Below are 24,516 nucleotides of genomic sequence, written 5' to 3'. Positions count from 1 at the left end.
CAGGGCACGGGCCGGGACGCCGGCGGGGCGTGCGGCCCCGCGACCACGGACGTGACCGGGCCCGGACCCTTCAGCGTCCGGCGCCCGGGAGCGCTTCGTACACCTCGCGCACCGCGCGGAGCGCGGCCTCCTCGTCCGGCAGCGGACGTGCCCCGGCCGCCGCGGAGAGGCGCTCGGCCAGGCCGGGGTCGGCGAGCAACCTCGCGATCTCCCGCCGCAGGGCCGCCGCGTCTCCCGGCGGCACCAGCAGGGCGGCGTCGCCCACCATGCCGGGGATGCCGCCGACCGCCGTCGCGATGATCGGCACCCCCGCCCTCAGCGCCTCCTGCACGTTCAGCGGCTGCCCCTCCCACCGGCTCGGCACGACCAGGGCGCCGGCCGCCTGGAGCAGGTCGGCCACGTCGGCGCGATCGCCCAGCAACCGTACGGGCAGCCCTTCGGCGTCGATGCGCGCCTGGAGGGCGCCGCGCAGGGGCCCCTCCCCCGCGACGGCGAACAGCGGGACGGCACCGGCGTAGGGACCCCTCGCGGCGTCCAGCAGCGTCTCCAGGCCCTTCTGCTGGGCCAGCCTGGCGATGGTGAGCAAGATCGGCCGGTCCCCCGGCGCCAGCTCCGTGCGGACCTCCGCGACCGTTCTCCCGGGCGGATCGAGAGGTGGCGCGGGGACGACGGCGTCCGCGACGCGACGCGCGCCGCGGGCGCGCATCCGCTCCCCCAGATCAGGCGCGACGACCAACACCTGATCAGCCCTTTTCGCGACAATGCGCTCCAAAAGCCCATATATCGCGCCAATCGCCCCTGTAGCGGTCAGGGCGTTGTGCAGGGTGACCACCAGGCCGGTACGGCGGCCCGCCAGGGCGAGTGCGGCCAGCGCTCCGGCGCGCAGCCCGTGGGCGTGCACGACCTGCGCCCCGGACGTCACCCTCCTCAGGCGCTCCACGGCGCTCAGGTCGCTCAGAGGGCGCGGCCGGTCGGAGATGGGCACCTCCGCGAAACGGGCGACCTCCGAGAACCCGAACGCCTCGTCCGTGCTCGCCGGACCCGCCACGACGACCTGGCGTCCCTCGCGGGCCAGCCCACCGGCGAGCATCCGCACGTGCCGCCCCACCCCGCCCGCGCTGGTGCCGAGCACCAGGACAACGCGCCGCGCCGCCTCAGCCATCGCCGTCGTTCCTTCCCCGTCGGTCGTCCGGGACCTGCCCGGCCCCACCCCTCCCCGGATCACCCTCCGGGCCCGTCCTTCGCGCGCGGGAGAGCACCGAGGCCAGGTCGCGCCTGTCTACCACGAGCGCGACGGCCAGGGACACCGTCACGGCCGCGAGACCTGCCAGCGCGGCCACGCCCACGTTGGCGACCGGTCCGCGGACGCTCAGGAGCGAGGTGATCCAGAGCCCCGCGAGGAAACCCGCCCCGCCTCCGAGCACGGCGGCGAGCGACGCGCGCACGACGCCCGCAAGCGCCCTCGCGCCCCGCGTGCGGGCGACCGCCACCAGCAGCAGCGCCCCTCCGGCGGTCATACCGGCCGCGCTGCCGAGGGCGAGGCCACCGAGCTTCCACGGGCCGGGGAACGCCAGCACGAAGACGGTCTGCGCCACCATGACCACCAGCCAGCCGGTCACCATGCCCGCGGCGGCCGCCCTGCCCTTGCCGTCGGCGTACAGGACACGGCTCAGGTGGGCGATCAGCCCGTATCCGATCAGCCCCGGGGCGAAGAGCGCGATGGACCTGGCGAGCTGCCCGGCGGAGACGTCGCTGGCCATGCCGTCGACGAACACCGCCGCCACCGGGGCCGCGACGGCCGCGAGCGCGCCCGCGGCGAGCCCCGAGACCAGCACGACGGCCCGGGTGGTCTGCGCGGACAGGGCCGCGAAGCCGTCCGCGTCCCCGCGCTCGGCGCGCGCGGACAGCGCGGGGAACACGCTCGTCGCGATGGGCACCGCGAGCACGGCGTAGGGCACCTGGTAGATCGCCCACGCGTAGTTGTAGCCGGCCAGCCCTCCCGCGCCGACCTGGCGGTTGGCGAGCCAGACCACCAGGGCCATGGCCGCCTGCTGGGCCACCAGGGCGCTCAGCCCCGCCACGGCGAGGCGGCGTACGCGGGCGGCGACGCCCTCGGGGAAGCGCAGGGTGGGTCTCAGCCGGAGCCCGAGCCGCGAGGACGGCCCGATCACGGTGACCACCAGCGCGAGGACGCCCAGGGTCGTGCCCACAGAAAGCGCGAGCTCGGCGGGGCGCGGAACGGCCGACAGGGGCGCCTTGACGTCCTCGCTGAGCGGCACGAAGGCGAGGTAGGCGAAGATCACCACCAGGCTGGACACCAGCGGGGCCACGGCGGGGCCGGTGAACCTCCGATGGGCCTGCAGCACGCCGTACAGCACCACCGCCAGGCCGTACAGCGGGATCTGCGGCGCGAAGACTGCCAGCATGCGGGCGGCGACGGCCGTGAGGTCGCCGGTGGCGCACCCCTTCACCTCGCCGGCGAACAGCTCGATCACCGGATGCGCGGCGAGGGCGGTGACGACGCCCAGCGGCACGAGCAGCACCAGCACCCAGGTGAGCAGGGCGGAGGTGGTCCATCCGACCTCGGCCCTGGCCCGCGCCGCCTCGGCGGCGCCCTCGCCGGCCTCCGCCGGAGCACCGCCCGTGGCCCCGGCCGGTACGCGCACGCCGACGTCAGGGGCGAGCGAGCGGGACGCCGCTCCGGCGAGCACGGGCACGACCATGCCGGCCAGCGCGCCCCCCACGACGACCTCGAAGACGATGTTCGGCACCTGGTTGGCCGTGAAGTAGGCCGTGGCCAGGCAGTTCGTGCCGACCGTGCGGGCGAGCACCAGCTGCTTGGCGAAACCGACCACCCTGGCCAGGATCGTGATGACCCCGATCAGGACCGCCGCCGCGGCGACGCCCTGGCCCACCCGTCTGATCATCATGCCCGTCGGATCATGCGGGGCGGCGGCCCAGCATGTCGAGACGGTGGAGCGCCGGGTTGCCGGCGATGACCTTGGTGAAGCTGACCTTCTCGGAGGCGGCGGTGAGCGCCGCGACCGTTCCGAGCACGACGAGGCGGGACGGGCGCCGCAGCCCCGTGACCGCGGCCACCCCGAGCAGGGCGCCGAGCGCGTTGGCTCCCGCGTCGCCGAGCATCGCCCGCTCGCCCAAATCCTCCGGCAGCAGGGCGAGCCCCGCGCCGATCGGCACGGCGGTGAGCGCGGCGCCCGCCGGGGCGCCCTTCGCCAGGGAGGCCACGAGCAGGGGCGCGCCGGTCAGCAGGCCGACCTTGATGGCGCGGCCGGGACGCAGGTCGAAAAGGTTCGCCAGGTTGGCGCTCCCGGCGATCAGCGCGCCGTTGAGCAGGGTGTCCACGGCCCGCCCCCCGGAGCCCCTCTGGTCGCCGGGCAGGAGCGCCGCGGCCACCAGGCCCGCCGCCCCGATGCCGAGGATCTTCACCGCGCCGCTGGTCACCTCGCCGCGCGCCAGCGCCGTCAGGTGGCCCTTGAAGCCCTTGGACGAGGTGGCGCCGCGCAGGTCGTCGTACGCGCCGAGCGCGCCGCTGCCCACGCAGGCGAGCACGGCCGCGGCGCGCGCCCGCGCGGGTAGGCCGGGAGCGAGGACCGCCGCGGCTCCCGCACCCGCCACGAAGGCGGGACCTTCGAGCAGGGTGATCGGCTCACCGCGGTGGTTGGTGCGCGTCCAGGTCTTCTCGTCGCCGATCGGCGGACGGCGGGTGAACGCGGCGTAGGCCGCGCGGGCCGCGACGGCGCCGAGGGCCGCGCCCGCCAGGGCGCCGAGCCAGGAGCGATGGGCCACAGCAGATCCCTCTTAGTCGGAAAGTGCCCGGCGCGAGGCCGGGAAGCGTGGTCGTCAGGGCAGGTCAGCCGCCCGCGGCCCCCGTGGGACTGGGCGTGGGCGAGGGGGACGGCTCGGCGGCCGTGGCGTCGGAGCCGAGGCCGTACTGCCCGGTGTCCCCGCCGACCTGCTCCCGCAGAGAGTAGACCACCACGGCCCGGCCGAAGGCCATATCGACGTTGTCGACGGTGGAGACCTTCGCCGACACGTCGCTGTCGGCGCGCACCGCCGAGATCACGCCCGCGGCGGCCGAGGTCGGCACCACCCCGGCCACGACGGTGCCCTCGCCGGCGTCGTCCAGGCCCGCGGCCAGCGAGACGACGGCGGCGGTCTGCGCCTCGGCGGTCTCCCCCTCGTAGGGGGTGGCGGGGGCCACCATGAGGGCGAGCGTCGCGCGCCTGCCCGGGTCGCCGTCGAGGGTCACCAGGCCACCGCTCTCGAAGGAGTCGAGCACCCCGGCGGCCGAGGGGTTCTCCTTGTCGGCCTGCGTCTTGTCGGAGGTCACGATGGCGCTGGCGAGCACCGCCGCCGCCTTGTCGTACGGGGTGGCGTCCGGGGGGAAGGCCAGCGCGGTGGGCTTGGCCGTGGTCGCGAGCTGGTCGATCGCCCCCGCCTGGTCGGCGGTGAGGAACTTCTCGGTGATCGAGACCCGCCCGCTCACCGCGGCCCCCGCCGCCGTGAGCACCCGCTGGAGCGGCTCGCGGAGCTTGGAGTCGGCACCGGGCGCCTCCACGATCACGACGCGCTCGCCGGCCAGGGCCGCCTGCACGAGCTGCGGGAGCCGGTCGGCGACGAAGGCGTCGCCGGCCCCGCCGCGCGTCTGCAGGTCGGACAGCTGCGAGTGCAGCTCGTTGTTGTTGGCGCGCAGGTTAGCGGTGACCTTCTCCGTGGACGCGACCAGCGGGGCGTTCAGCACCGTGCTGCCGAGCACGATGCCGACGGCCAGCGCGAGGAAGATCGCGACGATGGAGACGAGGTGATAGCGGAAATCGATCACGAGAAGAGCCCGACCAACCAGAAGATGAAACCGTTCCAGGCGTCCCGAAGTCCGTTCAGCCAGACCTTGCCCATCGGCGAGAACCACAGCACCACGCCCACGGTGAAAAGAGCGGTGGCCACGAGCAGCAGCAGTGAGCCGATGGAGATGCGGCTGCGGTAGAGCCTGCTGACGCCCTTGGCCTCCACGAGCTTGCCGCCGACCCGCAGCCGGGTCAGGAAGGTGCTCGCCATGCCCGACCGGCCCTTGTCGAGGAACTCCACCAGAGTGCCGTGCGTGCCGACCGCCACGATCAGGCTCGCGCCCTTGTCGTCGGCGAGCAGGATCGCGATGTCCTCGCTGGTGCCGGTCGCGGGGAAGACCACGGCCTCCTGGCCGAGCTGCTGGACCCGCTCGAGGCCCGGCGCGCGGCCGTCGCGGTAGGCGTGCACGACCAGCTCGGCGCCGCAGCACAGCGCGCGCTCGGAGACCGAGTCGAAGTCGCCCACGATGAGGTCGGGCAGGTAACCGGCCTCCATCAGGGCGTCGGCGCCGCCGTCCACACCGATCAGGATCGGGCGGTACTCCCTGATGTAGGAGCGGAGGGTGGCGATGTCCTCCTTGTAGTGGTAGCCGCGCACCACGACCAGGACGTGCCTGCCCTCCATGGAGGTGCGGATGTCGGGCACCCCCACGCCGTCGATGAGCAGGTCGCGCTCGCGGCGGATGTACTCCATGGTGTTCATGGCGAAGTCTTCGATCTGGATCGACAGGCCCGCCCGCGCCTCGGTCATCGCGGCCTCGATGTTCTCGGCCGTGACCACCTCGCCCTTGCCGACGAGCTCCTCGTCGAGGTAGATCTCGCCCTCGTGGACGCGCACCACGTCGCCGTCGCGCACGCGGTCGAAGATCTCGGGGGTGGAGCCGTCGACGAGCGTCACCCCGGCGTTCACCAGGATCTGCGGGCCGAGGTTGGGATAGCGCCCGCTGATGCTCGCCGCGATGTTCACCACGACGGAAACACCGCACGCGACAAGAGCCTCCGCGCTCACCCGGTCGACGTCGACGTGATCGATGATCGCGATTTCCCCGGGCCGGAGGCGCTTGGTCAGCCTCTTGGTCCGCCGATCGATCCTCGCCACTGCCGTCACCCCGGGAAGGTCTGAAACCTTCCTGCGGCGGAGGCCCTGAACCTTAAAGGTCGGCACCTTCATCACGAACCATCCTGCCAGAGCGTGCGACCAAGATGTGCCCGCATCATGGCGTGTCTGTTTTGTCACTGTCGCTGGGTCGCGGGCGCTGAGCGCGCGACCACGGGCCCCCGCGGCCCCGGTCAGTCCCCCCGCATACCCCCTGAACAGGGGCGTCTGGACCTGGAGCTCAGCTCGCCGCCTTGTCCGCCGCCGCGATCGACAGCAGCTCCTCGGCGTGCGCGCGGCCGAGCTCGGAGTCTTCGAGACCGGCCAGCATGCGAGAAAGCTCCCTCGCGCGGGCCTCCGGGTCGAGCGCGGTGACCCCGCTGCGGACCACGCGCCCGTCACTGGCCTTCTCGACGACCAGATGCTGGTCGGCGAAGGCCGCGACCTGCGGCAGGTGGGTGACGACGATCACCTGGGCGGTGCGGGCCAGGCGGGCGAGGCGCCGCCCGATCTCCACCGCCGCCTTGCCGCCCACGCCGGCGTCGACCTCGTCGAACACGAAGGTGGGCACCGGGTCGGCGCCGGCGAAGACGACCTCGATGGCCAGCATGACCCGGCTGAGCTCTCCTCCGGAGGCGCCCTTGTTGAGCGGCAGCGCCGGGGCTCCCGGATGGGACATCATGCGCAGCTCGATCTCGTCGGCCCCCTCGGGACCGAACTGGCCGCTCGGCGTGAGCACCACGACGACCTTGGCGTGGGGCATGGCGAGCGCGGAAAGCTCGGCGGTGACGGCCTCGCCGAAGCGCTCGGCGGCGGCCGTGCGGATGCCGGTGACCTCGGCAGCGAGCTCGGTGAGCCGTGCGAGGAGCTCCTCGTGCTCGCGGGTGAGCTCGGCGACGCGGTCGTCGTCGCCGTCCAGCTCGGCCACCCGGGAGGCGGCCTCCCTGGCCCAGGCCAGCACCGCCGTGGAGTCCCCCCCGTACTTCCTGACCAGGCCGTTCACCACCGCGCGGCGCTCCTGCACGGCGGCCAGCCTGGCCGGGTCGGCGTCGACGGACTCGGAGTAGGCGGCGAGCTCGGTGGCCACGTCGGACACGAGGTATCCGGCCTCGGCGAGCCGGTCGCCGATGGCCGAGAGCGTCGCGTCGTACGACCGGACGGCCTCGACGGCCGACCGCGCCTGCCCGAGCAGCGACACGGCGTCCTGCGCGCTCTGGAGACTGCCCATGGGATCGCCGAGCAGGGCGGTGTGGGCCTCGACGGCGGCGTTCTTCAGCGAGTCGGCGTGCGCGAGGCGCTCCTCCTCCTGCTTGAGCTCGAGCTCCTCGCCTGGCCTGGGATCGGCCTTCTCGATCTCCTCCAGGCCGAAGCGGAGGTGGTCGGCCTCCTGCGCCCGCTCGCGGGCCCGGGTGGTGAGCTCGTCGAGCGTCTGGCTGACGTCCTTGTGGCGCTTGTACGCCTGGGTGTAGGCGCGCAGGGGCTTGACGAGCTCCTCGCCGGCGTAGCGGTCGAGGGCCGCGCGCTGGCGGCCGGGCTGGAGCAGCCGCTGCTGGTCCATCTGGCCATGGACGGCGACGAGGTCCTCCGCGAGGTAGGTGAGCGTGCCGACCGGGACGGACCTGCCGCCCAGCCACGCGCGCGAGCGGCCCTCGGCGGAGATCGTCCTCGAGATGATGAGCTCGCCGTCCTCGATGGCGCCGCCGACGTCCTCCACCTGCTGGGCGACGCGGCCTTGGGCCTCGACGACCAGCGTGCCCTCGACCGTGGCGCGCTCGGCGCCCGGACGGACACGCGCGGGGTCGGCCCTGCCGCCGAACAGCAGGCCGAGCCCGGTCACGACCATCGTCTTGCCCGCGCCCGTCTCGCCCGTGACGACGGTGAGACCCGATGAGAGCTTCAGAACAGCCTCATCGATCACCCCGAGCCCTTTGATCCGGACCTCATCGACCCGTGGCCGCACTGGGTCCCTCCCGCCGTTTCGCCGCGCCGCCTCCGATCGGGCACACCTCGCCGGACCGTGTGGGGCTTGGCTCGGTCACCTCTCCGTGCGGGTCGATCCTACGCGGAAATCGCCAAGGTTTTCGATGACTGGGGTCGCTAACGCCCCGGACGGGGTCGTTCGCGCGCCTCGGCCGAGGCCGCGCGGCTCTCCCGGCTAGGGGCGGACGCGCCCGCGCCACCCTTGGACGGGAAGGTCGAACTTGGCGACGAGCCGGTCGGTGAAGGGGGCCCCGGTCGTGTCGGCGTCGTGCAGCCGCGCCAGCAGTACGGGAAGGTCGGCGCGCCGCATCTCGACCCGCACGCCCGGCGGGAGGTCGAAGCGCCGGCGGCCGTCGCACCACAGGACGCCGCCCGGCGTGCCCGGCAGGAGCTCCATGGCGATCGTCGACCTCGGGGAGACCACCAGGGGGCGCGCGAAGAGCGCGTGGGCACTGTTGGGCACCAGCAGCAGCGCCTCGACCTCGGGCCAGACCACCGGCCCGCCCGCGGAGAACGCGTAAGCGGTCGAACCCGTGGGAGTGGCGCATATCACCCCGTCGCATCCCCACCGGGACAACGGCCGGCCGTCGATCTCGGCGACGACCTCCAGCATGCGGTCGCGCTTCTCGACGCTCGCCTCGTTCAGGGCCCAAGTGGTGGCCAGCGTCTCGCCGTTGGCCCGGACCCGCACGTCGATGGTCATGCGCTCCTCGACGGTGTACCGGCCGGTCACGACGCGGTCGACGGCCTCGGCGAGGTCGGCCATCTCGGCCTCCGCGAGGAAGCCCACGTGGCCGAGGTTGACCCCGAGCAGGGGGGTGCGGGCGGGCCGGGCCAGCTCGGCGGCCCGCAGCAGCGTGCCGTCACCGCCCAGCACCATCAGCACCTCGGCGTCCTCCGCGGCGGCGGAGCTCGCCGGCACGACGTCGACACCCGGGACGCCGATCTCCTCGGCCTCCGGCTCCATGACCCGGACCGTGAAGCCCGCCTCCAGGAACCGCTGGATCACCAGCCGCGCGCTGTCGACCGCGGGCTCGCGCCCGGTGTGGGCGGTGATCAGCACCGTGCGCTTCGCGCTCTCCATGGTCCACTCCGCTCGTCCGGCGGGCACTACTGGGGACCTTCCGCGACGGCACGCTCGATCTCGGCGTCGAGATCGGCCACCGGGCCCGGCCCGGGGCCCTTCCCGAGCCAGATGAGGTACTCGACGTTGCCCGAAGGGCCGGGCAGCGGGCTCGCCGTCACCCCGCGCACCACCAGGCCGAGCGCGGACGCCGCCCGCGCGACGTCACGGACGGACCCGGCGCGCAGCACAGGGTCGCGGACGACGCCACCGGCGCCCACGCGCTCCTTGCCCACCTCGAACTGCGGCTTGACCAGCATCACGAAGTCGGCCTCCGGAGCCGCGCAGGCGGCTAGCGCGGGCAGCACCAGGCGCAGGGAGATGAACGACAGGTCGCCGACCACCAGGGAGGGCGGCTCGCCCACCATCTCGGGGGTGAGATCGCGGACGTTGACCCGCTCCATCACCGTGACCCGCTCGTCGGTGCGCAGCGACCAGGCGAGCTGGCCGTACCCGACGTCGACGGCGAGGACGTGGGCCACGCCGGCGCGCAGCAGCACGTCGGTGAACCCGCCGGTCGAGGCGCCCGCGTCCAGGCAGCGGCGCCCCTCGACGACCAGGCCGCGCGGCCCGAACGCCTCGATCGCGCCGAGCAGCTTGTGGGCGCCGCGCGAGACGTAGTCGGGGCCCTCGGCGGCCTCGGCGACCACGATGGCCGAGGCCGTGTCGACCTGGGTCGCCGCCTTGGCCGCCGTGCGGCCGCCGACGCTGACCCTGCCGCCGACGATGAGGTCGGCGGCCTGCTCTCGGGAGCGTGCCAGGCCGCGCCGTACCAGCTCGCTGTCGAGACGGACGCGCCGGCTCAACGTGCCCGCCTCGTGACTCGCCGCGAGATCTCGTGCCGACGGTCTCTCACCGGCGGCCGTCCCCCGGGACGGCGGACGCGTCGCCCACCGAGGCGAGGGTCGCCTCCAGACCGCTCAGCACTTCCTCGAACACCGCGACGTGCTCCCGCACGGGGAGGTCGCCGAGGCCGCTCAGCCGGGCCAGGGCAGCCGTCACCCGGACCTCGCCGCTCTCCGTCATCCGCTCTTTCCACCCGCCTGCGTCGTCGTCATGACGGCGCATCGCCGCCGTGTACCGCGGAGTCGCGGTGTCGCCCTTGGTCACGGCTTCGATCGCGGCCATGATGGTGTGATCGCGTGCCAGGTGACCGCCGCCTACGCGATGGCCGTAGACCCTGACCGTATCCGAAGCTGTCACCCGTGCGATGCTCTTCTCTCCCAGGTCGCGCCCGCGCGCCGGATTTCGCGTAGTACTCAAGTGAAACGCTACCTTCCGTAGGTCAGAGGAGCTTCGGAGGATGAGAGGGGATACGACGCATGGCGACCGTCGACGAGTGCCGGAAGGCTCTGGACAAGCTTGCCGAGCAGTTCGGCGAGCTTGATCAGGCGACTCGTTCGAAGCACGCGGTGAACAGGAGCATCAGCTGCCGGATCACCGACCTTGACGTGACGTTCTACGGCAGGATCGACCACGACGGCCTCGAACCGTTCAGCGAGGTCCCCCCGGCCGACGGGCGCCCCGCCGAGGTGCGCATCCGCGTCTCCAGCGACGACCTGCTCTCGATGGTGAACGGCGAGCTCGACATGGGCCGGGCGCTGTTCAGCGGGCGCGTGAAGATCGACGCCAGTCTGGGAGACCTGCTGCGCCTGCGCAAACTCCTCTGAGCCCCTCCGTAGCCGGCCGCCCTTCCAGGCTCGGACCCTCCACCGGCGCCCACCACCGGTGCCCTCCATCGGCGCACTCAGAGCTTCAGTGCCTCCAGCGCCTGCTTGAGCCCGTCCTCGTCCGCGCACCCGTCGCCGGCGTGGGCCCACGCGGCGGCGCACGCCACGCGGAGGCCGTCCAGAGGGTCACCGCCGCCGTCCAGGCGCAGTCCTCGGCCCTCCCAGCGGGCGGTCCACCCACCCCTGGACCATTCGTCCCCGCTCCGCTCGACCGGCGCGGGCGGCTCGTGGACGGCGGACACGTCCGCGGCGATGTAGGTGGGGCGGTGCTCGGGCGGCGCGGTGAGCAGGTCGAGCGGGCCGGTCACCCCGCTCAGCACGAGCAGGCTGTCGACGCCCGCCCGCGTGGCCGCCTCCACGTCGGTGTCGAGCCGGTCGCCCACGATGAGGGGCCGCTCGGCCCCCGTACGGAGCATGGACTCCCTGTGCAGCGGCGGCTCGGGCTTGCCCGCCGAGACGGGCTCCACGCCCGTGGCGGTCGCGATCACGCGGGTCATCGCCCCGTTGCCGGGCAGCACGCCGCGGTTGGTCGGCATGGTCGTGTCCCCATTGGCCGCGACGAACCAGGCTCCCTGCCGGACGGCGAGCGCGCCCTCGCTCAGCAGGGCATACGACAGGTCGGGCGAGATCCCCTCCACGACGGCCGCCGGGGAGTCCGCGGCCGTCGTCACCGGGCGCAGCCCCTGTGCCCGTACGGCGCAGCGCAGGCCCATGCCCCCGACCACCAGGACCGGGGAACCGGGCGGCACCCGCTCGGCGATGAGCCGGGCGGCGGCCTGGGCGGAGGTCACGACGTCCTCGGGCGTCGCGGGCACGCCGAGGGCGACCAGATGCTCGGCGATGGCGGCGGGGGTTCGTGAGGCGTTGTTGGTGACGTAGGCGAGCCGCACGCCGGTGCCGTGAGCGCGGGTGAGCGCCTCCGGAGCGCCCTTCACCGCCTCGCGCCCGAGGTAGACGACCCCGTCCAGGTCGAGCAACAGGGTGTCGTAACGGTCGATCAGTGCGGTCTCCATGCACCCACTATTTCCGATAAAAGCGAAATTTGACGACTCGCGGTACAAGGCGGATCAGATCTGCCTCGCGCGCAAGGTCGCCTTTACCTGCTTCAGCGCCGCGACATAGTCCCGCAGATCAGGCCGCATCGCCACGGCGATGGTCAGGGGCTCCTCCGCGGCCTCCATGTCCCCGGTGCGCCACAGCGCCATGCCCAACCCGAAATAGGCGTAATCCTCGGTCGGATTGGCCGCGACGATCCACCGGAAACTGTCGGCGGCCTCCTCGTAACGGCGAGAATTGAACTGCGCCCTGGCCAGGGCCTCCCGGATGCTGCGCGAGTCGGGCTCGGCGTCGGCGGCCCGCGCGAGAATCGCCGCCGCCGCGGCCGGGCTGCCGTCCTTCAGCAGCTTGACCCCACGTTGAAACCATTCATAGACATCACCCGTGGGAGCGCTGCGCTCGTAGTCGGGGGAATCGGACTGGCCGCTTGGTCCCTGCGTCATGTTTCGAGGCCTCCTTCTGACGACAAGTCAATCCCGGCTTCCTGACGAGCCGGGCAGCGCTAAGACGTCGGGGCTGTCTCTAAGCGACTCAGGCCTTTATGGCACCATGCCCGGTATGGCCATTCCTGAACTGCCGTCGCCTGACGGACTGGTGCTGCGCCCGTTCCGCGGTGTGCGCTTCGCAGTCGACGATCTGGCGGCAGTCACCTCCCCACCGTACGACCTCATCTCGCGGGAAGACGTCCAGACTCTCCTGGACGCTCACCCCAACAACGTGGTGCGGCTGATCCTTCCCGGTTCCGACCAGCACCGCTACGCCGAGGCCCGCGAGACACTGTTGTCATGGCTCGCCTCGGGCGTCCTCGACACCGATGATCTCCCCGCGCTTTATGTGTACGAGCAGAGCGGCCCCGGTGTCCTGCTGCGCGGCCTGATCGGAGACCTTGGCCTCTCCGACCCCGGCAAGCGCATCGTGCTGCCCCACGAGAACGTCATGCCCGGCACGGTCGCCGACCGTCTCGCGCTCATGCGGACGACCGAGAGCAATCTGGAGCCCATCTTCCTGCTCTACGACGGCGACGGCGGCTTCACCTCCCGCCTGATCGCCGACGTGACCACGACCCGGCGCCCCACGGTCGACGTGCTGACGGACGACGGCATCGCCCACCGCCTGTGGGCCCTCACCGACCAGGAGGAGCTCGACGGCGTGGCGGCCGAGCTGTACGGCCGCCAGGCGCTCATCGCCGACGGCCACCATCGGTACGCCACCTACCTCGCCCTCCAGAGGGAGTACCACGCCGAGGGACGCGGACCTGGCCCCTGGGACTTCGGGCTCGCCCTCCTCGTCGACTCGACGGCCTACCCACCCGACCTCAGGGCGATCCACCGGGTGATCCCCGGACTTCCCCTGCAGGAGGCGGCGGCGCGTGCCAAGGGCGCCTGGCAGGTGCACGACTTCGCCCACGTGGAGGAGGCGCTGGAGGCCCTGGCTTCGGCTACCGGCCCGGCGTTCGTGCTGGCCGGGAACGGGCCGAGCCACCTGCTGACCGACCCGGACCCCGTACAGGTCGAGCACGCGATGCCCGCGGCGCGATCGGCGAGGTGGAAGTCGCTGGTGACCTCGGTGCTGTCGGAATTCCTCCTGCCCAAGGTCTGGGGCATCCAGGACGACGAGCGGTCGGTGCTCATCGTGCACCACGACCCCGCGATCGCCGTCAGGATGGCCCGCCGCGAGTCGGGCACCGCCGTGATCGTACGGCCGCTGAACGTCGAGGACGTGCTCGCCATAGCCGCCGAGGGCGAGCGGGTGCCCCGCAAGTCCACCTCATTCGGCCCCAAGCCCCGCACCGGCCTGATCCTCCGCACCTTCGCGACCGGCTGACCCGCCCGCCACGGAGCCCTGGCGTTCCAAGCGCTCGGGCCCGGGCGAACCTGGCGCGAGCTGATCTGGGACGAGCCGGCCTGGCACGAGCTGGCCTGAGACGAGCTGGGCTGGGACGCACAGGTCTGGGACGAGAAGGTCTGGAGCGGTCGCGAGCTGGTCTGAGGCGATATCGGACCGCTCGGGCCCTCTTTCGAGTGGTCCGGCGGCCTCTTCAGGCTGCCCGGCTGGCTTGTCGCCGCCCTGGAACCGGCGCGACTCAAGCCTGGACGGGCGCCGCGACTCAAGCCTGGCGGCCCGGTGCACCTCGACCTCGTAGGTGCTGGTGCCTCCGCTTGATCCGCCCCGGTATCGCTGGTGCAGCGTGCCCTCGACGCTGACCACGTCGTCGACCCGCCACTCGGCCACGCGTGCGCTTATCTCCGGATCGAACGTGACGCAGGCGATGCCGTCGGCCTTCTTGCCGCTCGCGTGGCCGGGCGGCCGGCGCACCGCAAGGCCCCACATCGTCATCAGGTCGCCGCTCGGCAGCTCCTTGCCCCTCGGCGCCCTGGACAACCGCCCGACCAGCGTCACCTCGTTGCGGTGCATGTCGATCCCCCTCCGGGTTCGTGCGTCCAGCTCTGTGAACGGGACCATCCTCAGACGGCGCCCCGGCCCCCCAAAGACCCGAGCGCCGTTCTGTGGACAGCGGGCTCGCGACGGAGCCCGTCAGCGGAACCGGCGGAAGAACGCGCGCACATCGGCGGTGAACAGATCGGGCTCTTCCATCGCCGCGAAGTGGCCGCCTCGGTCGAACTCCGACCAGTGGACGATATTGTGGCCGCGCTCGGCGAGCCGCCGGACAGGGCGGGCCAGGTCGGCGGCGAAGACCGCCACCCCGGTGGGCGTCGCCAGCGGCTCGGCGCGCGGAGGCCTTGCGGGGTGGAAGGCCTCCCAGTAGTGGCGGGCCGACGACCCGGCGGTCGCGGTGAGCCAGTAGAGCATCACATTGGTCAGGAGCCGGTCGCGGGAGACGGCGTCCTCCGGCACGTCGGCGCGGTCGGTCCACTCCTTGAACTTCTCGACGACCCAGGCGAGCTGGCCCACCGGGGAGTCGGTGAGCGCGTAGGCCAGCGTCTGCGGCCGGGTGCCCTGGATCTTCGCGTAGCCCGACATCTCAGGTTCGGCACTGACCAGCCGGTCGAGCCGTGCCCTGTCGTCATCGGTGAGCCCAGCGGCCTCGGCAGGGTCACTGGGAGGCGGCGTCAGCAGGGTGTTGAGGTGGACTCCTACGACATGACCGGTGTCGATGGCGGCCAGCTCCCGGGTGATCGCGTGGCCCCAGTCGCCGCCTTGCGCGCCGTAACGGTCGTAACCGAGGCGCCGCATCAGCTCGGCCCAGGCCCTGGCGACCCGGTGCACATCCCAGCCCCCTTCCCGGGTCGGCCCGGACAGTCCGAATCCCGGGATGGAGGGGATCACCAGGTGGAAGGCGTCGGCCGGGTCGCCACCGTGAGCCAGGGGGTCGGTCAGGGGCCCGATGACGTCGAGGAACTCCACGACGGACCCCGGCCAGCCATGGGTGATCAGCAGTGGCAGCGCGTCCGCCTGGGTGGAAGGGACGTGCAGGAAGTGGACTTTGGCGTTGTCGATCGTGGTCGTGAACTGCGGGAACCGGTTGAGATGCGCCTCGTGCTCCCGCCAGTCGTAGCCGGTGCGCCAGTAGGCGGCCAGCTCCTTGAGATAGGTCACCGGCACGCCCTGGGACCAGCCGGCACCGGCCGGCTCATCCGGCCATCTGGTCGCGGCGAGGCGGCCGGCCAGGTCGTCCAGGTCGTCCTGCGGGATGTCGAGGACGAACGGGCGGACGGCCGTCCCGGCGCGCTCGCTCATCCCGCGTCCTCGCCTTCGGGGTCTGTGCCGGGGTGGCCTACGAGCCTGCGCGCGGCCGCCAGTTCGCTCTCATCCCAGCCCCAGAAGCCGTCATCCCGGTGCTCCTTGGACTGTTCGTCGATCCATCGGCTGTGGGCCTCCCAGGCCGCCTGCTTGCTGGTGCCAAGGGCGGCGCCGATCTGCGACCACGAAGCTCCGGCCTGGCGGGCGGAGCGTACGGAGAGCTGGCGTCCGTAGCCCGCCTTCCGCGCGATCACCTCACCCAGCGCCAGAAGCTCCAGCGCCTCGGCCCGTGTCAGGGGCTGCGCGCCGGGGTCGGGTGCGAGTGCCAGGTCGTCCTCATCGGCCGGCGACGCCAGTGCGTCACGCGCACGCAGCGCGTCATAGCGCGCGACCGCGGTCAGCAGTGTGAATCGGTGCTCAAGCTTGTCGGGATCAGACATGGTTCGAGTATTTCGTCAAGCCACCCTGACGTCAAGATGGCCTGACGGCAAATACACCCGCTTCCTGGCACCGGGTAGATCGGCACCGGCCGATACGGGCGCCGGTGCCTTACGCTCGTCAGCGAAGACGGTTCGAGCTCAGGGAACGGGTTCGAACCCACGCAGCAAGGGAGTGACCTGTGGACAACGTCACACCGCTCGGCGGCGACGTCTACGAGATCGACACGCGGATGGCCGGCTACTCCGGGATCACCGCGGGCTACCTGATCCTCGGTGACCGGCCCTGTCTCGTCGAGACGGGCACCTCCACGTCCGCTCCGATCGTCCGCGACGCTCTCACCTCGCTGGGGGTCGGCCCCGATGATCTGGCCACGGTGGTGGTCACGCACATCCACCTGGACCACGCCGGAGGCGTCGGCGACATCGCCGGCCTCTACCCGTCCGCGGAGATCGTGGTGCACGAGAAGGGCGCGCGGCACCTCGCCGACCCCGCACGCCTCATGGCCAGCGCGCGCATGGTGTGGGGCGACAAGCTGGACACCCTGTTCGGTTCGCTGACCCCGACCGAGGCGGCGCGCATCCGTGCACTGGGCGACACCGGCTCGGTCGACCTCGGCGGCGGCCGCATGCTCTCCAGCCACTACTCCCCGGGCCACGCCAAGCACCACGTCGGCCTGCTCGACTCGGCCACCGGTGACCTCTATGTGGGGGACGCGGCCGGGGTGTACCTCCCGGAGACCGGCGACCTGCGTCCCGCGACCCCGCCGCCGGACTTCGACCTCCAGACGGCCCTCGACTCCGTGGCCCTGTTCGGCGCTCTCGGTCCCCAGCGGCTGCTGTTCAGCCACTATGGGCCCGTCGCCGACGTCGTCACGACTCTCGAACGCTCAGCCGACGAGCTCCGCGTCTGGGTCGACCTGACCCGGCAGGCGCACTCGGAGGGCATGGACCTCGACCACGCGGTGGCGATGGTGCGCGAGAAGACCCGCGAGCGCTACACCGCGCTGGCCTCGGAGAACGACGAGACGTCGGAACGCTTCGAGATGCTCAGCGGTGCGCCGTCGAACGTGGCGGGGATCATGCACTGGCTCGGCAACGCCAAGCCTGACGGCGCATAGAGCGCCCACGCGGGGGACGAATCCGTACGAGCGTGCATAGGATCACCCCGGCGTGGGAACGATGGGTGGCGGGCGCCGCACGCCTTCACGTATGGCGGCGCCCACCACCCCTCGTCAGCTCACGCTTCAGGCTTTGCGGCTGCCCGGCTGCTCGCCGTCGGCGTCGTCCTCGTCGTCGTCGTCGTCGTCGTCGAGAACATCCCCAGGAACCGCCCCCGCCGAAACACCGAAGTCCGGCTCGATGAACGCCGGGGCCATCCCGACCTCCAGTCGCGTGGTCTTCAGCTCGGGCTTCGCCGCCTCCGCCGCAGAGGTGCCGGCGGCAGCGTCACGTACCGCCGGATCGGTCTCGGGCTCGCCGGGGACCACCCCGGCCCCGTCGATGACCGACCGCTCGAGGGAGTCGTCCGGGACCTCCACCGGCTCCGCCTCCGGGCTGTCGAGGAGATCGCCGCCGACCGCGTCGGGCTCGCCCGCCTTGTTCCCCTTGTCCGATACCGCCGTGCCCGGCTCGTCAGCCGCCGTACCCGGCTCCTCGCGGGCCGACTCGGGACCATGGGCCGCCGGCTCCGCACCGACCAGCTCCAGATCGTCGGCTACGGAGTCATCTTCGGAGTCCTCGTCGGCCAGGCCAGCGGCGTCGGCCGCGGGCTTCTCACCGCGCTGCCGGGCCCCCGCGTCCGTCGCTTCCGCGTCACGGTCGTCCTCGTCCAAATCAAAGGCGACGTCCTCGTCCAGGTCAGAGGCGACGTCCTCGTTCTCGTCCAGGTCGGAGGCGACGTTCTCGTCGTCCTCGTCCTCGAGGTCCTCGATGACCGCACCGGTGAGCTCCGCGTAGCGCTCGGCCGCCTCGGTCTCGCCGCCCTCGTCGAACATCATGGCGCGCTCGAACCAGTCGGTGGCCGCGCCTTCGTGCCCAGCCTCCGCCAGCGCGTCGGCGTAGGCGTACGCCAGGCGAGCCGACCACGGGTGCGGCTCCTGGTTGCGCAGCTCCGGCACCCGCTGCAGCGTGATCACCGCGGCGTCGTGCTGCCCGAGATCGCGCCGGGCGCCCGACTCGACGATGGCCAGCTCGATGCGGCCCGCCCGGTCAAGCCGCTCGGCCTCGCGCGAACGCACCAGGTCGAGCGCCCGCTCCGGACGCCCGAGGCCGCGCTCGCAGTCGGCCATGATGGGCAGGAACTCATCCGACCCGGTCATCCTGCGCGCGGCCCGCAGGTCGCTGAGTGCCTCGGCGTAGTGCCCCGCCCGGTACGCGGCCAGGCCGACGGCCTCGCGGACGACTCCGATGCGCGCGGCGAACCGCCGGGCGACCTTGGCGTGCTCGTAGGCGAGCGCCGCGTCCTCCTCACCCAGGGCACGCTCGGCCGCCACGAGGTGGCAGGCGATCAGACTCGCGAGGTCGTTCGGGAGGGAGCGCAGTTCGTCCCGGACGTCCTTCTCGAGCTCCTCGGGCGTGATGTCCGCTGCCAGCTCCGGCATCGCGGGGCGCTCCTCGCGAGGGGCACGCTCGGCGTCCCCGCGCTCGCGACCGTACCGCGCGCGCGTACCGCCGCTGTCGGAGTGCGGGGCGCCACCCCCCTGATCGCGGGAAGCGTATCCATCCCTGTCACGGTGCCCGTACGCCCGGCCGTGGTCGCCGCCGGAGGGACGGCCTTCGCGGGAACCCCGCTCGTCACGGCCCTCCCGGCTGAACGGACGCGGTCCAGAAGCGCCACGGTCATCCCGCTGGGCGGGACGACCCCCGCGGTCGTCACGATCGAAGGAACGACCACCACGGTCATCACGATGGAACGGACGGCCACCGCCACCCTCACGGTTGAACGGACGGCCACCGCCACCCTCACGGTTGAACGGACGGCCACCACGGTCATCGCGGTTGAACGGACGGCTCTCGCGGCCCTCGCCGTAGGGGGGACGGCTCCCGGCCGCTCCACGGTCGTCCCGACCTTCACGGCTGAACGGGCGCGACCCCGAAGCGCCACGATCGTCCCGCTGGGCGGGACGACCCCCGCGGTCGTCACGATCGAAGGAACGACCACCACGGTCATCACGATGGAACGGGCGACCGCCGCCGGCCTCACGGTTGAACGGACGGCCACCGCCACCCTCACGGTTGAACGGACGGCCACCACGGTCGTCCCGATTGAACGGCCGGGCACCACGGTCGGCGCGGTCGTCCCGGTTGTACGGACGGCCGCCGCGGTCATCGCGGTCACGCCCTCCGGAGGAACCGGCGGGACGGCCCTCCCCCGAGCCCCCGCGGTCGTCGCGGGTGACGGGACGGCCCTCCCCCGAGCCCCCCCGGTCGTCGCGGGTGAACGGACGCCCGCCGCCGGGCCGGTCGTCACGGTTGAACGGAGGGCGCCCGCCGGCACGGTCGTCACGACCCTCGCGACCGAAGGAACGGTCACCAGAGCCTCCGCGATTGTCGCGGTAAGGAGGACGGCTCTCGCGCTCGCCCCGATCATCACGGTTGTACGGGCGCGCACCGGGACCGCCGCCACCTTCACGGCTGAAGGATCGCGGAGCGGAACCTCCGCGATCGTCGCGCTGGAACGGGCGGCCTCCACGCTCACCGGAGCCGGAGGGGCGCCCGCCACGGTCGTCACGGTCACGCCAGCCGGCGGAGCCGCCGCCTTCGCGCCGCTCCCCGGGACGGGAATCCGGCCGGCCACCCTCACGATAAGGACGGTCACCACCGCGCGGGGCGTACGAGCCTCCGCCACCAGGCGCGCGGTCACGGTCACCACGGCCGTAGGAACGCTCGCCACCGGACCCGCCGCGGTCATCGCGGTTAAAGCCGGAACCCCCGCGATTATCGCGGTTGTACCCGGAGCCTCCACGGTCGTCGCGGTTGTACCCGGAGCCTCCACGGTCGTCGCGGTTGAAGCCAGAGTTTCCGCGGTCGTCGCGGTTGAAGGAGCGACCTGGGCGGTCGCCACGGTCGGACGGCCTGCCGCTGCTCGAGCCACCGCCACCTTCGCGGCTGAACGGGCGGTCACCACGGTTGTCGCGCTGGAACGGACGTCCGCCACGAGAGTCACGATCGCGGGACCCATACGGGCCGGCGGGACGGCCCTCACGCCGCTCGCCATAGCGCGGGCCGTCGCCGGGGCGTCCCTCACTACGGGCTCCGGCGCGGTCGCCATCAGCCGGGCGCCCGCCCCTCGCTCCCTCGGAGCGGTCACTGCGGAACCCTCCGGAACCCCCGCCCGAGCGGTTTCCACCGTCTTCGGGACGGCCTGAGTCCTCACGTCCGTTATCTCTGTTCACTTCTATCCTTCGTTGCTCGCTCACCGCGTCCACTGTGATCCGCGTTCGCTCATTGCGCCGACCATGTGCGGAGGGGACGGTCCATCCGGCCGCGGGGCACAGGCCCGTTTCACTCTGTCGCTGCCCGCGCATAGGCGCCTTACGCGACAAAGGCCACCCGTGGTGGGGTGGCCCGGCACCTCCAGCCTAGCAAGGCCTCGAAGCCCCCGGGACGCGCCGACCGAGAAGGGCGCGCACCCGCTGAGCTCCGGAGATCGCGCAAGGCCGACGAGGTCGAATGACCTGACGGCTTCAGCGCAAAGCCCCTATAACGCAGGAAAGCCATCCACAAAGTGGATGGCTCTCCTACCAACACAATATTTGTCCGGCGGTGTCCTACTCTCCCACACCGTCCCCGGTGCAGTACCATCGGCGCTGGAAAGCTTAACTTCCGGGTTCGGAATGTAACCGGGTGTTTCCCTTCCGCTATGACCGCCGTAACCCCTTGAAACACACAACCAGGGTCACCCCAGCTTGTTGTTTCTGAGTTACATAGTGGACGCGAGCAAAACGCTTTGTGGTCAAGTCCTCGGCCTATTAGTACCGGTCAGCTCCACACCTCACGATGCTTCCACCTCCGGCCTATCAACCCAGTCGTCTCCTGGGAGCCTTACCCTGTTTCCAGGTGGGAGACCTCATCTCAAGGCAGGCTTCCCGCTTAGATGCTTTCAGCGGTTATCCCTCCCGAACGTAGCCAACCAGCCGTGCTCTTGGCAGAACAACTGGCACACCAGAGGTTCGTCCGTCCCGGTCCTCTCGTACTAGGGACAGCCCCTTTCAAGTCTCCTGCGCGCGCAGCGGATAGGGACCGAACTGTCTCGCGACGTTCTAAACCCAGCTCGCGTACCGCTTTAATGGGCGAACAGCCCAACCCTTGGGACCTACTCCAGCCCCAGGATGCGACGAGCCGACATCGAGGTGCCAAACCATCCCGTCGATATGGACTCTTGGGGAAGATCAGCCTGTTATCCCCGGGGTACCTTTTAGCCGTTGAGCGACGGCGCTTCCACATGCCACCGCCGGATCACTAGTCCCAGCTTTCGCTCCTGCTCGACCTGTCGGTCTCACAGTCAAGCCCCCTTGTGCACTTACACTCAACACCTGATTGCCAACCAGGCTGAGGGAACCTTTGGGCGCCTCCGTTACCCTTTAGGAGGCAACCGCCCCAGTTAAACTACCCACCAGACACTGTCCCCCACCCGGATACACGGGCGCGGGTTAGACATCCAAAACGACCAGAGTGGTATTTCACCAATGACTCCACCCGAACTAGCGTCCAAGCTTCACCGTCTCCCACCTATCCTACACAAGCCGTCCCAAACACCAATGTCAAGCTGTAGTGAAGGTCCCGGGGTCTTTCCGTCCTGCTGCGCGTAACGAGCATCTTTACTCGTAGTGCAATTTCGCCGGGTCTGTGGTTGAGACAGCGGGGAAGTCGTTACGCCATTCGTGCAGGTCGGAACTTACCCGACAAGGAATTTCGCTACCTTAGGATGGTTATAGTTACCACCGCCGTTTACCGGCGCTTAAGTTCTCAGCTTCGCACGCCCGAAAGCGCACTAACCGGTCCCCTTAACGTTCCGGCACCGGGCAGGCGTCAGTCCGTATACATCGTCTTACGACTTCGCACGGACCTGTGTTTTTAGTAAACAGTCGCTTCCCCCTGGCCACTGCGACCCCCACCAGCTCCGAGTGCAAGACTCATCACCAGCAAGGGTCCCCCTTCTCCCGAAGTTACGGGGGCAATTTGCCGAGTTCCTTAACCACAGTTCACCCGATCGCCTTGGTATTCTCTACCTGACCACCTGAGTCGGTTTAGGGTACGGGCCGCCGGCACACTCACTAGAGGCTTTTCTCGGCAGCATGGGATCACCCACTTCACCACAATCGGCTCGGCATCACATCTCACCCTTATATGCGGCACGGATTTACCTATGCCACGGGCTACATGCTTACCCCAGGAACAACCATCGCCTGGGATGGGCTACCCTCCTGCGTCACCCCATCGCTTACCTACTACCAGATCAGGCCAGGCGTTCAGCCTCACCAAGTCCCGAAGGACAACAGGGGCTTAAGGACCCTTAGTATCACTGGATTCGATATGGGCGCGTGCTAGCGGGTACGGGAATATCAACCCGTTGTCCATCGACTACGCCTGTCGGCCTCGCCTTAGGTCCCGACTTACCCTGGGCGGATTAGCCTAGCCCAGGAACCCTTGGTCATCCGGCGCAGAAGTTTCTCACTTCTGATTCGCTACTCATGCCTGCATTCTCACTCGCACGGCCTCCACAACTCGATCACTCGGCTGCTTCGCCGGCCGCACGACGCTCCCCTACCCATCCACACACCTAGACACACAAACGTGCGCCGGGCTTAACGCGTGAATGCCACGACTTCGGCGGTGTACTTGAGCCCCGCTACATTGTCGGCGCGGAATCACTTGACCAGTGAGCTATTACGCACTCTTTCAAGGATGGCTGCTTCTAAGCCAACCTCCTGGTTGTCACTGCGACTCCACATCCTTTCCCACTTAGCACACGCTTAGGGGCCTTAGTCGGTGGTCTGGGCTGTTTCCCTCTCGACTACGGAGCTTATCCCCCGCAGTCTCACTGCCACGCTCTCACTTACCGGCATTCGGAGTTTGGCTGACGTCAGTAACCCGGTAAGGCCCATCAGCCATCCAGTGCTCTACCTCCGGCAAGAAACACGTGACGCTGCACCTAAATGCATTTCGGGGAGAACCAGCTATCACGGAGTTTGATTGGCCTTTCACCCCTACACACAGGTCATCCCCCAGGTTTTCAACCCTGGTGGGTTCGGTCCTCCACACGGTCTTACCCGCGCTTCAACCTGCCCATGCGTAGATCACTCCGCTTCGGGTCTACAGCATGCGACTCAAACGCCCTATTCAGACTCGCTTTCGCTACGGCTCCCCCACACGGGTTAACCTCGCCACACACCATAACTCGCAGGCTCATTCTTCAAAAGGCACGCAGTCACATCACAGGCAAGGCAAGCCTCACCCAAGCTCCTACGGCTTGTAGGCACACGGTTTCAGGTACTATTTCACGACCCCTCACCGGGGCGCTTTTCACCTTTCCCTCACGGTACTTGTTCACTATCGGTCATCAGGGAGTATTTAGGCTTACCAGGTGGTCCTGGCAGATTCACACAGGATTCCTCGAGCCCCGTGCTACTTGGGATCCCCTCAAACAGTCCAACCAGTTTCGCCTACCCGACTCTCACGGTCTACGGCGCAACTTCCCAGAAGCTTCGACTACCAGCTGGATTTATCACTGTTCGTGGCCTCGGCAGAAACCACAAGAGGGTCCCACAACCCCACACACGCAACACCTGCCGGCTATCACACGCGCATGGTTTAGCCTCATCCGCTTTCGCTCACCACTACTCACGGAATCACTATTGTTTTCTCTTCCTACGGGTACTGAGATGTTTCACTTCCCCGCGTTACCACCAACCGCCCTATACATTCAGACGGCGGCAACACCACATGACTGGTGCTAGGTTTCCCCATTCGGACATCCCCGGATCAACGTCTGGTTGGCGACTCCCCGAGGCTTAACGCAGCCTCCCACGTCCTTCATCGGCTCCTGATGCCAAGGCATCCACCGTGTGCCCTAAAAAACTTGGCCACAAAGATGCTCGCGTCCACTATGCAATTCACAAACAACAAACAGGCCACCAACCCCACCCACCACCAGACACCCACACCACCAAGAAACCCTTGACGATGCGAACCGGTATGACGGAAGGCTGGTCCCGCAAACAAGGAACAGACCCAACAAGCAACGAGACCGCCACCACGATCAACGACCATGGCAAGCAACCGGTCAACCCGGTCACGGCGGCCCCGCGCGTTGGCCCGTTTCCTCAGGACCCAACAGTGTGTTCGAACCACCCGAACCCCCACGACAGCGTTCCCACTCCGCGACCCCCTCCAAAGAGAAGGCCCACGGCGGTACCAGCCGCCGGGGCGACCCCGACGATCCGACTAGCCAGTGCTCCACTAATGAGCAGGTCGCGCACAAGACGAACGCTTGCGAACACGACCATGGACCAAGCCCCGATGC

18 protein-coding genes, 2 rRNA genes and 1 pseudogene are annotated in these 24,516 nt (G+C 70.2%); 3 read left to right on the top strand and 18 right to left on the bottom strand.

Going from position 1 to position 24,516, the window contains the following annotated elements; genetic code table 11:
* Window positions 1-70 precede the first annotated feature (70 nt).
* The 9 genes from ACOZ38_RS16375 to ACOZ38_RS16335 all read right to left on the bottom strand — a co-directional run bounded on the left by ACOZ38_RS16375 (window position 71) and on the right by ACOZ38_RS16335 (window position 10,267).
* The gene (locus ACOZ38_RS16375) at window positions 71-1,162 is read right to left on the bottom strand and encodes a glycosyltransferase family 4 protein (protein WP_424531574.1); all 1,092 of its coding nucleotides are present in this window, start codon (window positions 1,160-1,162) and stop codon (window positions 71-73) included.
* The gene (gene murJ / locus ACOZ38_RS16370; protein WP_424531572.1) at window positions 1,155-2,930 is read right to left on the bottom strand and encodes a murein biosynthesis integral membrane protein MurJ; all 1,776 of its coding nucleotides are present in this window, start codon (window positions 2,928-2,930) and stop codon (window positions 1,155-1,157) included. The genes ACOZ38_RS16375 and murJ overlap by 8 nt, the downstream gene beginning before the upstream one ends.
* Before the next feature lie 10 nt (window positions 2,931-2,940).
* Window positions 2,941-3,807, bottom strand: a complete 867-nt coding sequence (locus ACOZ38_RS16365) for a hypothetical protein (protein WP_424531570.1) — start codon at window positions 3,805-3,807, stop codon at window positions 2,941-2,943.
* A gap of 64 nt (window positions 3,808-3,871) precedes the next feature.
* Complete coding sequence (locus tag ACOZ38_RS16360; RefSeq protein WP_424531568.1) at window positions 3,872-4,843, bottom strand: copper transporter; 972 nt, start codon at window positions 4,841-4,843, stop codon at window positions 3,872-3,874.
* On the bottom strand, window positions 4,840-6,036 hold the full coding sequence (steA, locus tag ACOZ38_RS16355; protein ID WP_424531567.1) for a putative cytokinetic ring protein SteA: 1,197 nt from the start codon (window positions 6,034-6,036) through the stop codon (window positions 4,840-4,842). The genes ACOZ38_RS16360 and steA overlap by 4 nt, the downstream gene beginning before the upstream one ends.
* Window positions 6,037-6,202: 166 nt before the next feature.
* Complete coding sequence (recN, locus tag ACOZ38_RS16350; protein WP_424531565.1) at window positions 6,203-7,921, bottom strand: DNA repair protein RecN; 1,719 nt, start codon at window positions 7,919-7,921, stop codon at window positions 6,203-6,205.
* 195 nt (window positions 7,922-8,116) lie between these two features.
* A complete protein-coding gene (locus ACOZ38_RS16345; RefSeq protein WP_424531563.1) occupies window positions 8,117-9,025 on the bottom strand; it encodes an NAD kinase in 909 nt (302 codons plus the stop codon).
* 26 nt (window positions 9,026-9,051) lie between these two features.
* Complete coding sequence (locus ACOZ38_RS16340) at window positions 9,052-9,870, bottom strand: TlyA family RNA methyltransferase (RefSeq protein ID WP_424531561.1); 819 nt, start codon at window positions 9,868-9,870, stop codon at window positions 9,052-9,054.
* Window positions 9,871-9,916: 46 nt separating this feature from the next.
* Complete coding sequence (locus ACOZ38_RS16335; protein ID WP_405147721.1) at window positions 9,917-10,267, bottom strand: hypothetical protein; 351 nt, start codon at window positions 10,265-10,267, stop codon at window positions 9,917-9,919.
* Between the two features lie 119 nt (window positions 10,268-10,386).
* On the opposite strand from ACOZ38_RS16335, the gene ACOZ38_RS16330 reads away from it, so the two are divergent.
* Window positions 10,387-10,734: an SCP2 sterol-binding domain-containing protein gene (locus ACOZ38_RS16330; protein WP_405147720.1), complete on the top strand. Its 348-nt coding sequence runs from the start codon at window positions 10,387-10,389 to the stop codon at window positions 10,732-10,734.
* Between the two features lie 77 nt (window positions 10,735-10,811).
* On the opposite strand, the gene ACOZ38_RS16325 is transcribed toward ACOZ38_RS16330, so the two are convergent.
* Both ACOZ38_RS16325 and ACOZ38_RS16320 read right to left on the bottom strand, forming a co-directional pair.
* Entirely contained in the window at window positions 10,812-11,807 is a 996-nt protein-coding gene (locus ACOZ38_RS16325) for an HAD-IIA family hydrolase (RefSeq protein ID WP_405147719.1), read from the bottom strand.
* Window positions 11,808-11,861: 54 nt separating this feature from the next.
* Entirely contained in the window at window positions 11,862-12,293 is a 432-nt protein-coding gene (locus ACOZ38_RS16320) for a tetratricopeptide repeat protein (RefSeq protein WP_405147717.1), read from the bottom strand.
* A gap of 115 nt (window positions 12,294-12,408) precedes the next feature.
* Here ACOZ38_RS16320 and ACOZ38_RS16315 point away from each other — a divergent pair, with 115 nt between their 5' ends.
* Window positions 12,409-13,674, top strand: a complete 1,266-nt coding sequence (locus ACOZ38_RS16315) for a DUF1015 family protein (RefSeq protein WP_424531558.1) — start codon at window positions 12,409-12,411, stop codon at window positions 13,672-13,674.
* Here the strand turns inward: ACOZ38_RS16315 and ACOZ38_RS16310 are convergent.
* From ACOZ38_RS16310 to ACOZ38_RS16300, 3 genes are all read right to left on the bottom strand, one after another.
* Window positions 13,618-14,265 (bottom strand): single-stranded DNA-binding protein, encoded by a 648-nt coding sequence (locus ACOZ38_RS16310; RefSeq protein ID WP_424531556.1) that lies wholly within the window; start codon window positions 14,263-14,265, stop codon window positions 13,618-13,620. The genes ACOZ38_RS16315 and ACOZ38_RS16310 overlap by 57 nt on opposite strands.
* 120 nt (window positions 14,266-14,385) lie before the next feature.
* A complete protein-coding gene (locus ACOZ38_RS16305) occupies window positions 14,386-15,549 on the bottom strand; it encodes an epoxide hydrolase family protein (RefSeq protein WP_424531554.1) in 1,164 nt (387 codons plus the stop codon).
* On the bottom strand, window positions 15,546-15,992 hold the full coding sequence (locus ACOZ38_RS16300) for a hypothetical protein (RefSeq protein WP_424531552.1): 447 nt from the start codon (window positions 15,990-15,992) through the stop codon (window positions 15,546-15,548). Before ACOZ38_RS16300 ends, ACOZ38_RS16305 begins: the two co-directional genes overlap by 4 nt.
* A 179-nt stretch (window positions 15,993-16,171) precedes the next feature.
* Between ACOZ38_RS16300 and ACOZ38_RS16295 the strand changes: the two genes are divergently transcribed.
* Complete coding sequence (locus ACOZ38_RS16295; protein ID WP_424531551.1) at window positions 16,172-17,110, top strand: MBL fold metallo-hydrolase; 939 nt, start codon at window positions 16,172-16,174, stop codon at window positions 17,108-17,110.
* A gap of 126 nt (window positions 17,111-17,236) precedes the next feature.
* On the opposite strand, the gene ACOZ38_RS16290 is transcribed toward ACOZ38_RS16295, so the two are convergent.
* The 4 genes and pseudogenes from ACOZ38_RS16290 to ACOZ38_RS16275 form a co-directional block, all read right to left on the bottom strand.
* Complete coding sequence (locus ACOZ38_RS16290) at window positions 17,237-18,592, bottom strand: hypothetical protein (protein WP_424537024.1); 1,356 nt, start codon at window positions 18,590-18,592, stop codon at window positions 17,237-17,239.
* A 177-nt stretch (window positions 18,593-18,769) separates the two neighbouring features.
* Window positions 18,770-20,518, bottom strand: a pseudogene (locus ACOZ38_RS16285) (hypothetical protein); the annotation flags it as partial.
* Window positions 20,519-20,748: 230 nt separating this feature from the next.
* Window positions 20,749-20,865, bottom strand: a 5S ribosomal RNA gene (rrf, locus tag ACOZ38_RS16280).
* Between the two features lie 77 nt (window positions 20,866-20,942).
* A 23S ribosomal RNA gene (locus ACOZ38_RS16275) occupies window positions 20,943-24,078 on the bottom strand.
* Window positions 24,079-24,516 lie beyond the last annotated feature (438 nt).

It is taken from the genome of Sphaerisporangium viridialbum (genome assembly GCF_049674955.1).
Taxonomy (GTDB): domain Bacteria; phylum Actinomycetota; class Actinomycetes; order Streptosporangiales; family Streptosporangiaceae; genus Sphaerisporangium; species Sphaerisporangium viridialbum.
Note: the sequence above shows the minus strand (reverse complement) of the source record. Positions and strands in the feature narration are given on the sequence as shown.

Bases quoted from the DNA above. Each gene is read 5' to 3' on its own strand.
- ACOZ38_RS16375 (WP_424531574.1), bottom strand. From the start codon at position 1,162: ATGGCTGAGGCGGCGCGGCGCGTTGTCCTGGTGCTCGGCACCAGCGCG.
- murJ (WP_424531572.1), bottom strand. From the start codon at position 2,930: ATGATGATCAGACGGGTGGGCCAGGGCGTCGCCGCGGCGGCGGTCCTG.
- steA (WP_424531567.1), bottom strand. From the start codon at position 6,036: ATGAAGGTGCCGACCTTTAAGGTTCAGGGCCTCCGCCGCAGGAAGGTT.
- ACOZ38_RS16345 (WP_424531563.1), bottom strand. From the start codon at position 9,025: ATGGAGAGCGCGAAGCGCACGGTGCTGATCACCGCCCACACCGGGCGC.
- ACOZ38_RS16330 (WP_405147720.1), top strand. From the start codon at position 10,387: ATGGCGACCGTCGACGAGTGCCGGAAGGCTCTGGACAAGCTTGCCGAG.
- ACOZ38_RS16325 (WP_405147719.1), bottom strand. From the start codon at position 11,807: ATGGAGACCGCACTGATCGACCGTTACGACACCCTGTTGCTCGACCTG.
- ACOZ38_RS16320 (WP_405147717.1), bottom strand. From the start codon at position 12,293: ATGACGCAGGGACCAAGCGGCCAGTCCGATTCCCCCGACTACGAGCGC.
- ACOZ38_RS16315 (WP_424531558.1), top strand. From the start codon at position 12,409: ATGGCCATTCCTGAACTGCCGTCGCCTGACGGACTGGTGCTGCGCCCG.
- ACOZ38_RS16310 (WP_424531556.1), bottom strand. From the start codon at position 14,265: ATGCACCGCAACGAGGTGACGCTGGTCGGGCGGTTGTCCAGGGCGCCG.
- ACOZ38_RS16305 (WP_424531554.1), bottom strand. From the start codon at position 15,549: ATGAGCGAGCGCGCCGGGACGGCCGTCCGCCCGTTCGTCCTCGACATC.
- ACOZ38_RS16300 (WP_424531552.1), bottom strand. From the start codon at position 15,992: ATGTCTGATCCCGACAAGCTTGAGCACCGATTCACACTGCTGACCGCG.
- ACOZ38_RS16290 (WP_424537024.1), bottom strand. From the start codon at position 18,592: ATGCCGGAGCTGGCAGCGGACATCACGCCCGAGGAGCTCGAGAAGGAC.